The following is a 17,320-nucleotide window of genomic DNA, read 5'->3' as shown; positions in this document are numbered from 1 at the left end:
TTAAATTATTTATACTGTTTCTATGATAATACTTATCGTTACCATAATTTAAAATATAAGTTCATACCTTATATTCTAAAGTACATTAAAGATAAGAAGAGGGAAGGTCTATTTACAACCTCTACCCCTCTTTGGATTACTTTTACCATCCTTCGTCTTCTGAATCGCTGAATAAGTTTACTTTACTGTCTTTCTTTGTTTCTTTCGTATTCGGCTTTTCAGTTTCAACGATATTAGGTTTTACTTCTTCTTTCTTAACTTCTACTTCCTCTTTACGTGTAATAACTTCGCTTTCTTTACGTAAAACAGGTTTCTTAACATCGTCTACTTTTACTTCTTCTACGACTTCATCATTTAAATAGGAGTCATCCAAGATAGTTGTGCTTTCAAAGAAGTCACCCAGTTTATCTTGACTTTCATCTTTGTTTTCTTTGACAACATCAGAAGTTTTAGACTTCTTATTCTTACTTTCTTTCTTCTTACGTTTCTCTTCAGCTTTCATAGCTTCTTGGAATTTCTTGTCTTCCTCTAACTGCGCTCTAGTCTTATTATAAATCTCTTCTGTACCATCTTCTCTAATTAACTTGATAGGAGTAATCGTTTTACTTAATGTATTCATGATTACTTCTTTCTCAGCTTGAAGTCTTGAGAAGTTTTCTAAGTTCATAATGGATTGAGTCATATTTCTTAACTGATTAGGGTCGATTAATGTGTATGACTTGTAGTTTGCGTACATACCTGCATCTAATACTTCCCTTACGTTGTAGAATAAAGCTTCTTCACTAATACGACCTGTAAATAAGTACACATCATAACTCGTATAGTCTAGGCTCATTTCATACTCTAAATATCCACACATGCTTAGTAAGATTTGTTTTAAAGATTCATTTTCACAGTTTGAAGCTTTTGCATACATGCTTTGCATACGAGAATCATTACCTACGATATCCATGTAGTCTATGTTTACCATATCTAAACCTAATCGGTGCGCTACATTGTACATATCAGCTAGTTTCTCAAAATGTGTGAATTCCATGTTGTCTTCCTGACCAACTACTACGTCTTTATCTAATCTAACAAAGATACCTTTTAAACCATTTGCGTAATGTACTGTAAATGGTGGTTTAGGACTAATATTGTAGATATTCCAAAAAGCGTTTGTAGATTGTTCATAGTCTTTTTCTACCATCGTTTCATAGGCATCACTTATTCGTCCTTCTTGGAAAACTAAGAACCTAAGAATGAAGGTATAGACATATGTACTAAGGAGTGCTAAAGGAATCTTGTAGTAAAAAGGTTTCGAGCCTGTTAATACCCCATACACATAGATTAAGAATAACACGGTTGATATTGCTATTACCCAAAACAAGGTTGTCTTGTTAACTGTACCTTCACTACGTTTACTAAATGTAATCGGAAGGTTTATTACTCTTTCACCTTTCTTTGGTCTCATAGCGTCTTGAAATTGATTACCACCCACGCTTGATACCTCGTTTCTATTTATTTGTTAAAGAACAGGTAAGCACGAATACTAGTTAATACTTCCAACCAGTTATTTCATTACTTCTGTACTCGATAACCAAACTAATTGTTTCTACTTTTGGAGCGACATTTTCTTGCCCTTCATTACGAGAAACTACTTTTGCTATTACGTTTGCTTTATAGTTCTTTTCTGTCTCAGAGTAATCTACCCCTGTATACATGATTTGAACATTTACATTGTTATAGCCACCGTAAAAGATGTTTTTCGCATTTCCAAAGTATTTTGTAGTTGCTTCTTTTGATAGAGGTAAGTTATTCATTGCATACTCTCTAGTCTTTTCATCATTGATACTTAGAATAGCTTTTGCGTGAGACTCTACTTCTGAACGATTAAATCTCTTTGCTAAGTCTAAGTCATCTTTATCTAACTTGGAATCCTTTACCTCTTCCCTCTCCTGTTTGTTAAACTTATAAGAGTTTGAGTTCTTTAATTCCTTCTGTCTTAATTCTTCTAACTTCTTATCTCTTTCTTTTGCTTCTTTAACGAGTTGGTCTTGTTGGAGTTCATAGTTCTTATGGTCTGTATATTTACTGTACCCAAACCAACTACTTAAACCTACAACTGCAACTACCCCTAAGGAGATAAGAACCTTCTTGTTTCGTAACAATTCTTTCATGTTTACCTCCTACGCTTCAAGGAAGTTTTTAATTAATCCGTCATGGTCGTATATAACCGTACATCTGAATACATTATCAGGTGTTTTAACACGAATTAATTGTGATAATTGGTCTCTTGAAGAGTCATAGAAATACTCAATACTGATTTCACTTTCAGCTAGGTAGTCTAAAGGCTCAACCTTCATCATTACATCTTCTTCTGTTTGTTCCTCAGCGGGTTTTTCTTGACTTTCTCTGTATTTCTTGTAGTTTGCTTTGTGTTCTTCGAGATTTGCGCCTAATTTAGAGAATAAATCTTCTTTAGACTCATATTTACCCACAGGGTTAACAGTTACAGTGTTTTCTTGATTGTCTTCGCCTAAATCTTCTGCGTTATGACCAAACATGTTCCATTGTTTCTGTTTCGTTATCATCATAATTGCATTTAATTCATATTTCTCAGCAATTCCTTGAATGGATAACTTAGCGTTTCTCTCGTTATTATATGTTTTATATAGCTTCTCTATATCAATACCGTTTGGTTCAGCTTTTGCAATATCTACCCCACTGAATCCAATAACAGTACCGCTTATTAGAGCAAGTTTTAATATCTTTTTACCTTTTGTAATCATAAGATGACCTCCTTCTACTTCTAATATTTACGTTTGTGTAATAGACCTCTGACTTTAACTCATTCTACTTTGTTTTGATATTAAAATGGTATTACAATACGGTATTGTTTTCATTCTATCCTATTTTCTGACTGACTACACTATTTGTTTATATAAGAAAAGGGCTGTCATTTTTGACAACCCTACCTTCTTACTTTCTTACCTATTTACTTCGGTTTTATACTTCGTTACGTTTTATCAGTTATGAGTTATGCTTATTTGATTACATTACCCATACGAATTAAATACTTGTATTTTGTATTTCCTTCTCTGATTCTATCATATCCGAAACCATACTTCCCTTGTGTAAGTTCCATATCACTATGACTACTAAATTGATGTGGATAGCTAGTTTTGGATTCAATAGTTACATAATCACCTTTTGAGTTTCTACCAACATAAATTGCAGTATGGTTACGCTCACTGTCACCTGCTAATAGGATGTCTCCTGGCTGTAAGATAGGTTCAAGTACTGAACGGGGTATACCTTGTGTACCAGTATATCCGTCTAACTTAACTAATACCTCAGGTTTCTTTCTAACAGCGTCTACCATTTGGCTTGTATTCCTTACATAGTTGAAATTACCGTTTGCTAATGGCTCAGGAGTTAATGTTTTCCCATCAATCGCATACCCCAACTCACGTAAAATACCGTTTACGAATGAAGAACAGTCTTGTGTAGTACCAATACCTGCATAACTATAAGTTATACGGTTTGAACTTGTGTCTTCTGCGTATTTCTTGGCTTGGGCTACGATTTTATCACCAATTGCTGATGATTGATTCGTTTGTCCTCCACCATTCGGTTGTTGTGGTTGTTGAGTCTGTTGAGGTGTAACGCCTAAGGCGTTTGATGCCCAAAATACATCGTATACCCCTGTTAGTAAAGCGGTTAAATCATATCTAGCCCTCATATAGTGCGCCCTAGATGCATTATATGTTTTGAAACCACTACTATTGTCTACGTTTTGTTGAATGTTTGGTGGCATCTGACTTTTTAGATAAGAGAATAATGTGCCTTGTTGCGCTTGTCCGTCAGGTGAAATAACACCATAACTTTGACCGTTCTTAATATCGGCAGGGTAGTTCTTATGTCCACCAATCATACCGTATGCACCTTGTATCATTTTACCTTTATCTAAGAACCATTTCTGATACTCGTCTCCAATCATTCCTTTATACATTGACTTAGAAAGATTAACAGTCTTTTCATTAACACCATAACCATACATTTCACCAAACTTTATTAATATCAATGCGTTTACATACACTGTATCGTTTGATTGTTCAGCGGTTAGACCCGGAACCCAGTTTCCTTTCTCAAGGAATACTGCATTGTACTGATTTGTAATGTTACCAACATAACGTACCCAGTTTAACTTATCAGGAGTCATTTCAACACCTAAGTCTTTAAATGCTCTTTCATAAATCGGTGTAGTACGTTTTGGTAAGAATCCTTCTACCCCTGCTTTACTAAACTTTTGAGTTATACCGTAAAACCCGTCTGGATAATAATATGCTGAACCAGTCGGTCCACGTTCTGACTTTAAGTCGTTGTAGTATGGAGAAAGTTCATGCCAATGAGTATTATCAAACTGTAATGGCGTATCTAGGTTTCCGCCAGGAATATATCTAACCATTTGCTTCGCTAAATGTGGTTTACTAGTTAAAGACTTCTGTTCTGTCTCTACCGCTTTTAACCCATTCAAGAAACCTGCAACGATAATTTGTGCTTTACCGTCTTTCTTGGTTTTCTGCATTGTATTCATTGCTATAATCGTAAACTCCGTCCAGTTCCTAGCTTCTACCCCTTTCTCGGCTTCAATCTTATCCAGTTGCTTACTGAAATCTTGTCCCCAATCAATGGAAAAGTAGTCTGCCATACCAGTTGCACCGCCACCACCTTGTTGATTCGGTGTTGCACTGTCTGTATTACCACCACTCTTGTCTAGTGTTTGTACAGAAGCGATTATGGCGATTATAGCCGCAAGTGCACCAAAGATAAGAAGGGTGTAGGTTAAAGATACTAGAGTCGTAATCCAAATTAAAACTCGGATTGTCCATCTGATTACTTTTACTAAAAGTTTCATGGACTTTACCATTACGTTTAAACCTATCTTAGTAGCAGTAAAGCCAACCTTAGCGGTTGACCTTACGAGTTTGCTACCTTTCCCTGCATTCTTTTGGAAATAATCTTTTTCCTTAGCACTTATTTGCTTATACTTCTTAGTTAGGAAGCTTTTAGAACCGTCTAACGATTTTTCAGCTAAATATAATGCGAACTTTAAAGGTAATGTAACTATCCAAACTAACAAAGGAAGAATAAAACCAACCACGAGAGCAATCAAATGGTTTACCCTCCTTTTAGTCGTCTAGATTGTATTTCTTTTTCACTTCATCTGCTTCTGCTTTCTTGCGTTCTAATTCTCTCTGTGCATCAGTTCTAGAGCTAGAATGAGGTTTTTGTAAATCACTCGTTTGAGTTTCCCTTCTATTCTGCGCTAGTTCATCTAATGACTCAGTCTCAGGAACATTACCTCTGCCATCGGCAGAACCTTGATAGTTATGCTCGTGGTTATGAGTGTGATTATGAGTATGTTTTCTACTTTCAGCAATGTCGTTCAAGTCATAATCATTTAAGTCATTGGAGTAATTTCTTTGTTCTTTATATCGTTCTCTTTCGGATTCTTGGAAGTTCTCTTTACCCCTATTAATCATGTCTTCTACATTCGTATTGTCTTTAGGACGCTCTTTTGAACCGTAAGCTTCCTCGTTTGCTCTACGATATCTCATGTCTTCCCTTACTGATAACTCAGGCTCTACGTTTCTAGAACCTCTTGTCTCAGGGTCGGCTTGAGCGCTTGTAGAAGATGGGGCTGATTTACCGTTTGCTTCTGAACCGCCATATCCGAACATTTTATCGTTTACGCTACCTGTAACTTTACCTGCGGTAGCCGATGCGAATGTTCCTGCTGAAGCAACAATACCCCCAACAATCGTACCTGCAAGTTTACCATATACAATTAAGCTTCTTACAAGTCCCATTACAATGAATGAGTAAAGAACTAAGGTTACGATGTTTATTAGTAGTAATACTACTAATGTCATAACTGGGTCTCCTAATGCAATTGAGTAAGTAGTCTTACCAGTTACATCTGTTAAACCTTCTGACATAAAGAATGAGATTACTAGCGAATGACCTAATGTAACACCACAAAACTGTATTAAAGGTTTCGCTAATGCTTGCCAAACTACTCTTCTAAAGGATATCTCTACCCTCAGAGCCTTAACGAATATCGTTACGACTGATAATACAAACACTAAAACTAAGAATACAAACTTCATAGTTGGAATACCGTAAATTGCAACGATATCACCTAACACTAGTAAAATACCAGTTAGAATACTAGATTTCTCTACTACTCTATCATAGATTGATAGTTTACCATCATCACCTGTAATCGTCTCCCCTGTAGTTTGTGCTAAGATTAGACGTAGGTAAGCGTCATACGAGAAGTTCTTTAATTCAAAGCTTTGTGGGTATTGAACGAAACTTTCTGTAATAAAGTTTTCTTGTGAGAACTCTTTATTAAAGTTGAAAGTCATAATCATTGAAGCTGTTTGATTCAATACATTATCATCGAAATTATAGTAGTTCATCAAACGTAGTAAATCATTACGTGTTTGACGTTGTACTTTAATAATTTTACTCTCAACCGTAGTTAAGTTATAGTCTTTTAAACCATAGTAAGCCATTTCTGACTCACTGAATACCATTGGTCTAATTTCATATGACTTAGGGTTAATAGGGTCGATGATTGTTTGCTTTTTACCGCCATACGTGATATTCTCAGGTTTAGCGTAGTCTGTATCATACATTGCGTCTACCCAAGGAGTATATGTGTTAAATAACCTTGCAAGACTAATGTTGAACCAATACTTATAATACTCTTCTGAATTCTTGTCACCTTGGTTTGCAAAATCTTCTTCCTTAGTTGGAATCTCAGGATAAGGTTTTGTACCATAGATAGATGACCATTCTTTTAACGGTTTGTTTACTTCACGTAAGTATGGAATGATTGTATGGAACATAGAACCCATGTCCATATAGTCTTTTAACTCTCCATACCCCGATGATTCTTTCTTAATCTTGTAGTTATAGAAGAATGAATCGTTATCTTTCATCATTAAGTTTCTGAAAGTATCATGTTTACCTGATTCAAACTTCATACCATTATCATATAAGAACCATGAGAAGTAATAGAAAGGACTCTCTGTAAACAATGCGAAACTTGCCGTACTCGCTAGGTTTTCAGATGTTGCACTAGAGCCACCTGCTATCTGTTCCTGTAATGATTGACCGTGGTTATTGAAGTTACGAACAGTCGTATTGAAATACTCTTTTCGTAAACCAACTTCATCACCTACGTTTACTTTACTAATTCTTTGTTGAGAAGATTTAGCTACAGGTTCACTAGATAACGGAGCGTACAGACGTTTTACTTTCGTTTTATCTGTTGAAGCCCCATGAATAGCGTCTTGTTCATCGTTGATGAAACCTTTCTCTTTACGTTCCGTTAAAGAATTCTCCTTCGTTCCTTGCATGTAAGACTCATACTGCCTTGTCATATTTACGTTACCCATACTTGCACTTGTGTCTCCAATATCATGATTCACTGCGCCTGTATCGTAAACCTTATCACCCATTAAGTTACCGTAGTAATAACGAGCGTAGTTACCGATATCTGTGTATGTTCTGTATAAATATAACGCTTCGTTTGAATCTACATAACGTTCTCCACTTAAATTACCTGCTAAGGTATTGTTGAGAACTCGTTGGAACATAGGACTCATATTACCAGTTGAACCTTTAATTTCTTGTTCAATTTGGTATAAATAGTTATCCTTTTTAGGAGCCATCCATTTAAGAGTTACAGTTCGTCCAATAGAGGTATTATCTGCATAAAGACCTTTATTGTTTTCACCTTGTAATCTCATAAGTCCGATTGTATAATCGTCTGACTTACCTTCTTCACCTTTCTTAGCAACTTCGTCTATTTTCTTCGCATACGTTTGTTGCTGAACAATACCCCAATATAAGAACTTCTTACCGTAAATTGAGTTACTTACGGAGTTTGTAAATTCTACACTAGAGTTTATCGCTATTGGTGGTAGGTATAAACATAAGGAGAATATACCGACACCTAATATTGCCCGTTGTATACTTATTTCACCGATAGCCACATAGAATATCATGATAACTACCACGAAAATAATTAAATAGATACCCCAGTCTAGATAGCTTTTCACCATCCAGTCTGTCCATTGCATGTCTGATAAGGAAGGCATGGTTGTAAATCCGTTAAATCCTATATACCTAGTATAACCAGTTGTGTTTTGAGCGTTACTTGCACCAGTCATGTCATTGTGCCAACCAACAAAGAAAGCACCGATTTTAGTCTTAGCCCAACGTGAGAAGTAAGAAATACCTTCTGTTGGGTGTAAGAAGTAATAAGCCATGTTCATTAATTCGTCTACGTTTGCTTCTTTTTCTGCTTTCTTATCCGCTTCTGTTACTGCACCTTCTAAAGCTAGGTTTCCATCAAAAGTAGGTAATCTAGTGAATCCGATTTCGAACCCAACCTTGTCTACCCCTTCTTTACCTCCAAGTGCCGCAAACATGTACGTTACAAATAAGTTAGCACCATAATCTCGTGCGATTTGGTTTTTCGCTACACTTACTTCATTGATTTTAGGTGAAAGTTTATCACCGAAAGCACCGTCAGAACTAATATCTTTATAGTCAATTAAAGGTTTACCGTCTGTATCCCATAATGCATTAGGAGTACGTTTAATAACTTCATGACCTTTATCAGCAATTACCTTATAGTTCTTCTTGTAAGAATCTAACGTTAATGGCTTACCATCACTACTTGTATCAGCCGTTGGAGTTTGTTGTGGTTGTTGCTGTTGTTGTTGTGCTTGGTCTCCACCTTGTTGCGGTTGAGCTGGTTGTGTAGTAGTTGTATTCAATGCACCTAAGTTATCAAAGGCTACTAAGTCTCCTATGATGAAATGTCCGGGTTTTGAATTTAAACCACTACGTGGGGCGTAGATTGCATCGTTACCATTAAACTCATTCGTATTGAACGAGAATGGGAAAGTCTTCTCTTTTGTAAGTTTATCGTGGTCATAACTTTGAATGTCATTACCTTTGTTTACAGAGAAACTTTCTGTAGTACGTTTTAACCACTTACCCCAATCTTTATCACCTTTTACACCATAGCTATTTATTGCAAACTGGGTAGTTAACGAGTCTAGTAAACCCTCAGATAAAGTTGTACCTGTATCTGACCAACTCTGTTTCTCTGTCCAATCTACATCTTTAGAGCCAGGGAATTTATATAATGCCGGTTGCTTATACTTTGTATCTTTAGAAAACTTATCATAAATGTTTCCTAAATTGAAATACGCTGTATGTTGCGTAGGCTTACCAGTTACAAGGTTTCCTTTACTAGCTAATGCTAATGAAACGAAGTTATTGATAGGAACTGCACGTCCGAAGTCTAACTCTTTACCACCGCTATCTGTTTCTTTCTTTTTAAAGATGAAAGGGTTCATTGCGGCAGGAACTACAACATACTGACGCTTCCCTGTGTCTACTAAGATATTACCGATAGCATCCACATACATTTTCCAGTCGTACATTGAGCGTTTATAGATAGCTTCAATTGATGAGTCTTTCTTAAACTTCTCTTCCTCTAACATTTTAGTAACTGTTTCACCTTTAGAACCTTTACCACGTTCTTTTTCCGTGTAGTCTAAGAATGAAGTACCAACACTATTTTCAGGGTCTAAGTATTTATAAATTTCAGCCATTACCGTTTGAGAAGCGGTTTGACCTCCACCATCACTACTTGTTGGATTCCAGTTAAACATGATATGACTCTTGTCTACTTTGTCCGCACTACCCCAATATAATGCACCTTCGTTTTTCTTAGAGTTAGGGTCATAATTCCAAACACTACCTTTATAGGCAGACACCATTTTATCACCATTCTTGTCTACCCCATCTTTAATATCAGGGTATGGTAATTCATTGGAACGTTTGTATGCATAACCGCTAATTTGGTCTAAGAATTCGTAGAATGTAGCGTGTTTACCTTTCTTACCATTACCACCGTCTACCGCTTCGAAATTCTCTCCATCTTTTGATTGTGCAAAGTATAAAGGTTGAACACTCTGTTTACTTGCATTCGTAACAACTTTAGATATCTTTTCAGCGATACCTTTTTCGAATGCATTCGTTTCAGTCAACGCTTTTACAATACTATCTTGCACTTCTTTTGAGTCTTTCTCGTCTTTTACGTTACCCACTTGGGTACTAAACGGAACATAATAGTTTGATATAAATACGCCTAAAGTTCTTAACTCATTCCCTGATAAACTGCTCATATCAGCTTTATAACCTTGCTCACTTGATACCCCTAATGTAGCCATCTTACCTACGGTTACATTGTTCTTACGAGCATCGTTTGAGTTTTCTCCTGTACCAGTACCGTTACCACCCGGCTGTTGTGGTTGCTGACCTCCACCATTTGGTTGTTGAGGTTGTCCACCACCTGCGTTCGGGTCTTGAGGTGTGGTAGTTTGAGGTTGCTGAGTTTGTCCTCCCGTTGTGGGGTCGGCAAATGCAGTTAATGGCTCTAGCATAGGTAAAAATAATGACAGTGACAATACGCTGAACACTAACTTGTTTCTTATACCATGTCTCTTTTGTTTTCTCGAAGTCGGATTAAAAACTATATCGTTTTCCGCTGATAGTTTATCCAATTTCTTTTGTTTCTTATATCGTATCTTCTTAAACAATTACTTACACCACCTTGATTTTCTATGTCTATCACCTACTATCGGTTCAGATTAGTCTAACGACCATTGCCCTATATGTCTCTTATATCTCAAGGTGTAATATAAAAGACAGGACTGTGTTTATTAAGGTTATCTTTACTTTATCACAATATACTCCTTAAACACTTACAACACTATATATCTGTTCTGCTACGCCAAACAAGTTATTAACTAATACTACCTCATCTAGCTACTTTTAACGTATATAATGTTCTACCTATGAGTCTACCAAATCTTTCCTCCGACTCATACTACTATTATACCATAAATTCATCTATTTGTCAATACTGTCTATAGATTACTAGTATCAGTTTACTAGTTTATTTTAGGCAAAATAAAAAGACTGGCTACAGTCTAAAGCCAATCTTTCTAAGATAGTGCATTTGTAAATACGTCTACTATGAATATAGCTAAATCAAACATTTGACCTGCTATTAGATACCCTAAAGTTAAACCAACTAAGACCATTGTCTTTGTTCGGTTCTTCAAATACGTACCCCATAAACTATAATCACCAGTTCCTAAGTTTGATTCGGCAATTAATAGACTGTCCCATGCTTCTTGTGAAATATAAGAAGGTCTGTCTTTGTCATTTCTCATTACAAAGGCTTGAAACATAGGTATTGATAGGAAACAAATGTCTACTGTAATAGCAATTGCTAACATGAAGAATATAACAATACATGCTAAACCTAAAAATGTACTGATTGGACTTGTAAACGGTCTAAATATCTCGTTAGCTGATACAAAGTCAGTCGTTACATTTGTAGATAAATGTCTAACTGCTGATGCTGTTCCTTCATCTTGTTCTTCAATGAAGTTATACAATCTTGAACGGTCACGACCACCCATACTACTGTTCTCTACTTCTGTAAAGGTTTGTTTCATTAACTCTTTCTTATCCTCAGTAGATAGTTTTTGATAGTTTACCTTATCAATTTCAACCTTCTTTGGGTCTTTCTTATCTTGAATTAATAGTTTAAATCCATAATCAGGGAAGGATTGCGACTTGGAGTTTACTGATTCTACTACTGAATCTACCCCTTTATCACTATCTAGTAAGATATAAGGGTTAGAGACTGCATTTGCCGTTACAGGATTATATACCCCTAACAGAGAAACGAGTAAAAGAACTACTACAAGTAATCTATAGTTGATTGCTTTGCTTTTTGCAACCATCGTAACACCTCGTTTTTAAGCTAAAAGTAAGGTGTTTAAGGTTACCCCTAAACACCTCACAATTGTTATGAATGAATGATTTGTTTTGATTGAGTTTATACTCAGTCTTAACGTAAAACCTACTCTAAGAATCCTGCTAGTAAGTCCATTAACATACCCACAAGAATCATGATTTGACCTTGGATTAAGTATAATAGACAGATACCTAGTAAGAACATTCCGATGAAACGTTTCTTAATGTAGATACCGTTTTGGTTCTTAGATTTACCGTTACTTCCATTCTCTGACTCTTCTAAAGACTGCATTGCTTCACGAGAAACGAAGAAGTTACCTTTACGTCCACCGTTTCCGCCTTCTCCTGCACTAGTTACCCATGCTTGGAACATTGGTACGTTTAGGAAAGCTAAGTCGATAGCGAATGTCATTACTAAGAAGAACATTAGTGCAATTACCATTAAAGCGATAGCTGTATTAATCGGTCCAGCGAAAGGTTGGAAGATACGATTACCTTTAACGTAGTCTGGCTTTAACTGTTCAGTAATGTTACCTAAAAGTTTAGCACCAACGCCCGGACGTTGTTGTAACTCTTTTAACCAGTTTGTAGCTGTATCTTGAGTTACAGGGTTTGTTGTGTTGTTTTCTTTATCTTTAGCTTGTTGCTTAGATACCGCACTTGACATATCGTTGATTAACTTCTGTTGTTCTTTAGAAGTTAACTCTACGAAACGGTCAGTTGTGATACCGTTTTTAACTAACTCTGTACCACGAATAGTGTCACCAGTCTGTGAGATATAAGACTTGTCTGCAATAGCACTATCTACAGAAGAACGTAAACGCCCTTGTGAACCATCGCTACTAGAGTTGCCAGTTGAACCAATTCGGTTATCGGCTGATGCCATGTTTGGCGCAACCATAAACGATGCACCGATTGATAACATCATTACAAATGCCATCAAGAATTTCAGCGCTTTGTGAGGAAAGTTTGCTGTCTTTTCCAATGTAATTCACTCCTATACTGTTATGATTGAGTATCCAAAGAAAGTCAATATAGAATACCCCAATAGGAAATACTGAACTACGTTTAAAGAGTACCTTACAGTTAGTTCATAAGGTGAGCCTGTTGTAAAAGTATGCCACTTGGGTACTAGTCTTATTGAATCAATCATTGGAATCCTCGGAAAGAAAGTTTTTATTATTATACCTGTCGCAAATTTGATACCCTCTGCGGTTAACAGGTCTAATACCAAGTGTGATAGTACCCCTAAAGATAATCCCGTTAGTAGTAATACTGCTATAGCTACCGAAGGGTCTGACGTGTTTGCGGTAAGTAATTGTACGATAAAGTACAGGAAGAATAGTAAAGTTAACTCACTATGAGTTTGCCAACTTCTATGTGTACATTTTAGTATACTTAGAAGTTTATAAGCAAAACTACGCTTCTTATGATTACTACTCATAACACTATCTAATCTCTTATAAGGTTTATTAAATACATGAAGTAGTTTGTTAAATACTACTCCTACAGGGTCTTTCATTGGGTTAGAACCCGAATGATGGTCTGCATCAGGTAGCATTCCACCATATACCCCTGCTAAGTAAATCATGCTAAATTGAAGTGTTGGATGTACCGAGTCTAACAACATATTATTCTCTTTCAACAAGATGTACCCAGTCATTGCACCTATAGAGCCACCGATATAATGAGTTTTTCCTTCCATTAAGCGATAGACACTCTTTTCTTAAACAAGTCCCTTAGATTTTTATTCAGTTTTACCCTTACAGCCCTATCGTGTTCACGTAAATCATCAACTAATGTTCTAGACGTACTAGTATTTACTTTTAACTCACCAGTTTCTCCATCAAATGAAGACTTTAGAGTTACAATACCTACTACATTAAAGTCTTTTCCTCTAGCTAATGTGTCTATAATCATGTCTAGGTAACTTGTAACGATACTTAAAACTGTATTATAAGGGATGTTTGTTCTTGTCGATATTACAGATGCTTCATAACCAGTTGTTGCTAAATAATTGTTTGTTATTACGTCAGGTACAAGTTTTAAAATATACCCTAGTCTAACTTCCATACCTAGATATAACTCTTCGGCTAGGATGTATCTGTAATTCTTGATTACAGTTCTGACTGTTACAAACGGTATATTTAACTTTTCGGAAATCACTTCGGATTGCATGTTTGTTAGAACTTTACTGGAAGTATTGCTTTCCTTAATATGTTCCATATACTTGACTCCTTTGATTACTGACTGTTACTAGGTTTAGGATTAGTAAGAGTCGACGAGTAATGTAATTTGTTGGTTTATTACCTTAAATTACCTATTAGCTTATTCTAATACACTCATAGGCTCATAGAAGAATAATTCAATCTATAACTCTATTAGGTAGAGAATAAGAGTTTGTGGGGTAGGATAAGTAATTTTCGTACCTTAACTACCCCAGTTTGAAATGTAAACTACATTAAGTCTACTTCTCTTAGTCTTGCATTAAAGATTGTTCTATCGACTTGGAATATATCATACTTATTGATTAATCCCAATTCGATAATCGTAATCACATGGTCTAACTCTCTAGGATTCACTTCAAATTGAAATACCTCACTTGCTTCATTTAAATGAAGCTCACAAGCATTTTCAATCTCTACCTTAATACGGTTTTTATCAAGGTTCTTCGCTGATTCTGTATCTTTGTTGTTAAGTTTCTGAAATAAAAGAGTTAATGTTTTTGATTTCATTTAACATACCCCTCTCTTATGTGTTGCTAACTACAACATCGTTAAAGAATGAAATGATTTTTAATACGAATTGACCCATGTTTATACCTGTATCTAATAGTAAGCTAGAGAATAGAACAGTTGCACATACCCCTAAAATAACGATAGAAAGTAAACGTTTCTTAAAGTATGTAACTAATACGTTCTTACGACTTGGAGGTGCTTGTTGCATCCCCATACCGCCACCCATAGGCATTCCCATTCCACCGCCCATAGGCATTCCTCCACCCATACCGCCTTGTGAAGCTTGGTTTCCTGCTTCCTCCATTGCTTGTAGCATTTCGTCTGATACACAAACGAACTTACGACTAGAGGATTGTTGCTGTTGTGGTTGCATACCCATCATACCGCCACCTTGCATTGCAGGGTTTTGTTTTGCTAGTAAACCCCTTAACGGTGGAATAGCCCAATATAACAAGTCTAATGCGGTTTGGAAGAATACCCATGCAAAAGTTGCTGACATAAGTACACCAATACCGATACCTAGTACGTTTGTAAAAGGAGAAGCCCAGTAGCGACCTGCTTCCATCTGTTCTGATGTAACTGGATTATACCCTTTAAAGACTTCACTAGGAGTACTCGTTCCACCATTAAAACTACTACGTCCACCTTCGCCTGTAACTGCATCGTAACCTCCGCTGTTTACATCGTCATACTCGGCAAACGTAGTTTGTGCTTTAAAAACAGCCATAAAGAAAGCGGTTGATACCCCTAATCTTAAAGCTTTTAGCTTTTTAAACACTAGTTTAACCTCCTATCTATCCGTATATAAAGTATGGAATTTATTTATCAAACAAATTCCATACTTCTTCTGCGGTTGCAGTTTCTACCGCATTCTTCACGCTTTCTATACTCTTTAGTTTTCGTTCCTCTGTAATGGCTTTTTTATTACCTGATATTACTTTGTTTTCCTGTTCGATATCGTTCTTGTTCTCTTCAATGACTACCTCTTCTTGTGATTGTACGTTCTTAGGCTTTTCTAATCCCTTAAATCCTAAAAGAAGTAGATTAACTTCTACATCACCGTCTGATACCGTAGTTAGGAATTCAATCATCATTGCAAGTTCTTCTAACTTGAACTGTTTAAACAATTCTTTCATGTTTTTTAGTTCGTTCTCCGTAATTCCCTCAAGATTCACGCCATTCCAAATGTATATCCCTCTTTTAGTAAAGTTAGTCAAATTTTTAACGAATTCTTGTACCGTCATTTTAGTTTTGACCTTGTGGATAATAGAAACAAATTGATGCGTGTCATGTTTGAGTAAAGCACGATAGAAGTCGAAATACAAACTGTTTGGATGCTTATCAAATATTTTTGATACAAAACGATGTTCTGCACTTTCAGTTTGTACAATTACATTTTCTAAGTCCATAAGAGCCTGTCTAATAACAAGTTCAGACCTGTCTACGATTAAGGAAAGACCTTTTCTGTCATATGAGATACCTTCTTTCACACAAATATCTAACAGGATTTGTGTAAGCTGTTCCTCTGAAGGTTTCTTAACGTCTAATTTAATGTTACAACGGTTTAATAACGTATCTAACATTTTATCAGGGTCAGTTGTACAGAACATGAATAGCACGTTCTCAGGTGGTTCTTCTACTAGTTTTAATAAGCTGTTTTGGGCGGGAATACTGATTCGGTGACACTCATCGAGAATGTATATCTTCCATGAGCCGTCTGGATTAGGGTATTGTGCTTCTTCTAATAATGAGTTTATTGCAGTAAGTCCTGAGTCTTTTGAAGCATTAATTTCACGTAACCCCATTAATCCGTCTGTATTACCTGTTTCAATATAATCATCCATCATCTTACAACTATAACACTCACCACATGCTCCTTTTTCTTCATCACGGTCTTCACATAGGTATTCTTTGGCTACAATACGAGCCATTGAAGTTTTACCCCCACCTGTAGTACCTTTCAAAAGAATCGCTTGTGGTTTGTTGATATTGTTTAACCAACTGAAAACTGCTTTCTTTAAATCTTCGTTTCCTTTATACTCGTCCATTGACTTTGGTCTATATCTACGAGTGATATTTAATCTCTCGTTACTCTCTAACTTGTCGTTTGACATAATACATACCCCTACTTTCTTACTTTATACATATATTGTACAATTCTACTTATGCCGTCTATAGTTGTGTAAAATATTCGACATACATCTTAAAAGATAAGGTCTAACTACCCCTTATTCTTTTACTCCATTACAGATAATTTTTCTTACTCTTATATGTATCCGTCTTACCTACCTTATACCGTTATTAACTCTTATTGTATTGTTTATTGCCTAATTAAAAGTTTTGTGTATGAAATAAGGAGGTTAACTGTTTCCAGTCAACCTCCCTTCAAGTTGGTAATATTTCCACTAGGCGGTAATACTAAAGATTATTAAAGTTAACATCTATATAAACAGTTTGTAAACATCGAATGTTTACCTGATAGATAAGATAGGACAGATAAAATAAAGAGTCTCGTTTGACATAAGATACATTCACAAATAACTTACGATTGTTTTGTTTTGTGTTTTAGCGTCACGCCTTATTTTAAATAGTTGAATTTGAAGAATACAATATTTTCAATAAGGAGTTTTGCTGATTACTTAGTTCTAGGCATGAATTAAGTAACGTTTTAT

The 17,320-nt window shown here is 35.9% G+C and carries 12 protein-coding genes; all 12 read right to left on the bottom strand.

The features are described from left to right. Nucleotides 1-142 precede the first annotated feature (142 nt). The 12 genes from ASE54_RS25150 to ASE54_RS25095 all read right to left on the bottom strand — a co-directional run bounded on the left by ASE54_RS25150 (nt 143) and on the right by ASE54_RS25095 (nt 16,762). Nucleotides 143-1,480 carry a hypothetical protein gene (locus ASE54_RS25150; RefSeq protein WP_000509392.1) on the bottom strand — a complete coding sequence of 446 codons (1,338 nt, stop codon included), beginning with the start codon at nt 1,478-1,480 and terminating at the stop codon, nt 143-145. Nucleotides 1,481-1,535: 55 nt separating this feature from the next. Beyond that, a complete protein-coding gene (locus ASE54_RS25145) occupies nt 1,536-2,159 on the bottom strand; it encodes a hypothetical protein (protein WP_000661394.1) in 624 nt (207 codons plus the stop codon). 9 nt (nt 2,160-2,168) lie between these two features. After that, complete coding sequence (locus tag ASE54_RS25140; protein ID WP_000628868.1) at nt 2,169-2,771, bottom strand: hypothetical protein; 603 nt, start codon at nt 2,769-2,771, stop codon at nt 2,169-2,171. A gap of 254 nt (nt 2,772-3,025) precedes the next feature. Then, complete coding sequence (locus tag ASE54_RS25135; RefSeq protein WP_000561139.1) at nt 3,026-5,158, bottom strand: hypothetical protein; 2,133 nt, start codon at nt 5,156-5,158, stop codon at nt 3,026-3,028. A gap of 16 nt (nt 5,159-5,174) precedes the next feature. After that, nucleotides 5,175-10,679 carry a hypothetical protein gene (locus tag ASE54_RS25130; RefSeq protein WP_000473528.1) on the bottom strand — a complete coding sequence of 1,835 codons (5,505 nt, stop codon included), beginning with the start codon at nt 10,677-10,679 and terminating at the stop codon, nt 5,175-5,177. 408 nt (nt 10,680-11,087) lie between these two features. Then, entirely contained in the window at nt 11,088-11,897 is an 810-nt protein-coding gene (locus tag ASE54_RS25125) for a hypothetical protein (RefSeq protein ID WP_000226065.1), read from the bottom strand. Between the two features lie 119 nt (nt 11,898-12,016). Next, complete coding sequence (locus ASE54_RS25120) at nt 12,017-12,895, bottom strand: hypothetical protein (RefSeq protein ID WP_000415808.1); 879 nt, start codon at nt 12,893-12,895, stop codon at nt 12,017-12,019. Nucleotides 12,896-12,907: 12 nt separating this feature from the next. After that, nucleotides 12,908-13,615, bottom strand: coding sequence for a metal-dependent hydrolase (locus ASE54_RS25115; RefSeq protein ID WP_000398635.1), 708 nt, complete (start codon nt 13,613-13,615; stop codon nt 12,908-12,910). After that, nucleotides 13,615-13,983, bottom strand: a complete 369-nt coding sequence (locus tag ASE54_RS25110) for a hypothetical protein (protein WP_226790169.1) — start codon at nt 13,981-13,983, stop codon at nt 13,615-13,617. The genes ASE54_RS25115 and ASE54_RS25110 overlap by 1 nt, the downstream gene beginning before the upstream one ends. Before the next feature lie 383 nt (nt 13,984-14,366). Beyond that, a complete protein-coding gene (locus ASE54_RS25105; protein ID WP_000837849.1) occupies nt 14,367-14,645 on the bottom strand; it encodes a hypothetical protein in 279 nt (92 codons plus the stop codon). A 16-nt stretch (nt 14,646-14,661) separates the two neighbouring features. Then, a complete protein-coding gene (locus tag ASE54_RS25100) occupies nt 14,662-15,426 on the bottom strand; it encodes a hypothetical protein (RefSeq protein WP_000473712.1) in 765 nt (254 codons plus the stop codon). Nucleotides 15,427-15,466: 40 nt separating this feature from the next. Further along, nucleotides 15,467-16,762 (bottom strand): AAA family ATPase, encoded by a 1,296-nt coding sequence (locus ASE54_RS25095; protein ID WP_003254655.1) that lies wholly within the window; start codon nt 16,760-16,762, stop codon nt 15,467-15,469. Between the last annotated feature and the right edge of the window lie 558 nt (nt 16,763-17,320).

It is taken from the genome of Bacillus sp. Root131 (assembly GCF_001429475.1).
GTDB classification, from domain to species: domain Bacteria; phylum Bacillota; class Bacilli; order Bacillales; family Bacillaceae_G; genus Bacillus_A; species Bacillus_A thuringiensis_S.
The sequence above is the reverse complement of the archived record's forward strand: the minus strand, read 5'-3'. Positions and strand labels throughout refer to the sequence as shown.

What these genes read in the sequence shown, in the direction of transcription:
- ASE54_RS25145 (WP_000661394.1), bottom strand. Translation starts at nt 2,159, where the DNA reads ATGAAAGAATTGTTACGAAACAAGAAGGTTCTTATCTCCTTAGGGGTA.
- ASE54_RS25140 (WP_000628868.1), bottom strand. Translation starts at nt 2,771, where the DNA reads ATGATTACAAAAGGTAAAAAGATATTAAAACTTGCTCTAATAAGCGGT.
- ASE54_RS25125 (WP_000226065.1), bottom strand. Translation starts at nt 11,897, where the DNA reads ATGGTTGCAAAAAGCAAAGCAATCAACTATAGATTACTTGTAGTAGTT.
- ASE54_RS25115 (WP_000398635.1), bottom strand. Translation starts at nt 13,615, where the DNA reads ATGGAAGGAAAAACTCATTATATCGGTGGCTCTATAGGTGCAATGACT.
- ASE54_RS25110 (WP_226790169.1), bottom strand. Translation starts at nt 13,983, where the DNA reads ATGGAAGTTAGACTAGGGTATATTTTAAAACTTGTACCTGACGTAATA.
- ASE54_RS25105 (WP_000837849.1), bottom strand. Translation starts at nt 14,645, where the DNA reads ATGAAATCAAAAACATTAACTCTTTTATTTCAGAAACTTAACAACAAA.
- ASE54_RS25095 (WP_003254655.1), bottom strand. Translation starts at nt 16,762, where the DNA reads ATGTCAAACGACAAGTTAGAGAGTAACGAGAGATTAAATATCACTCGT.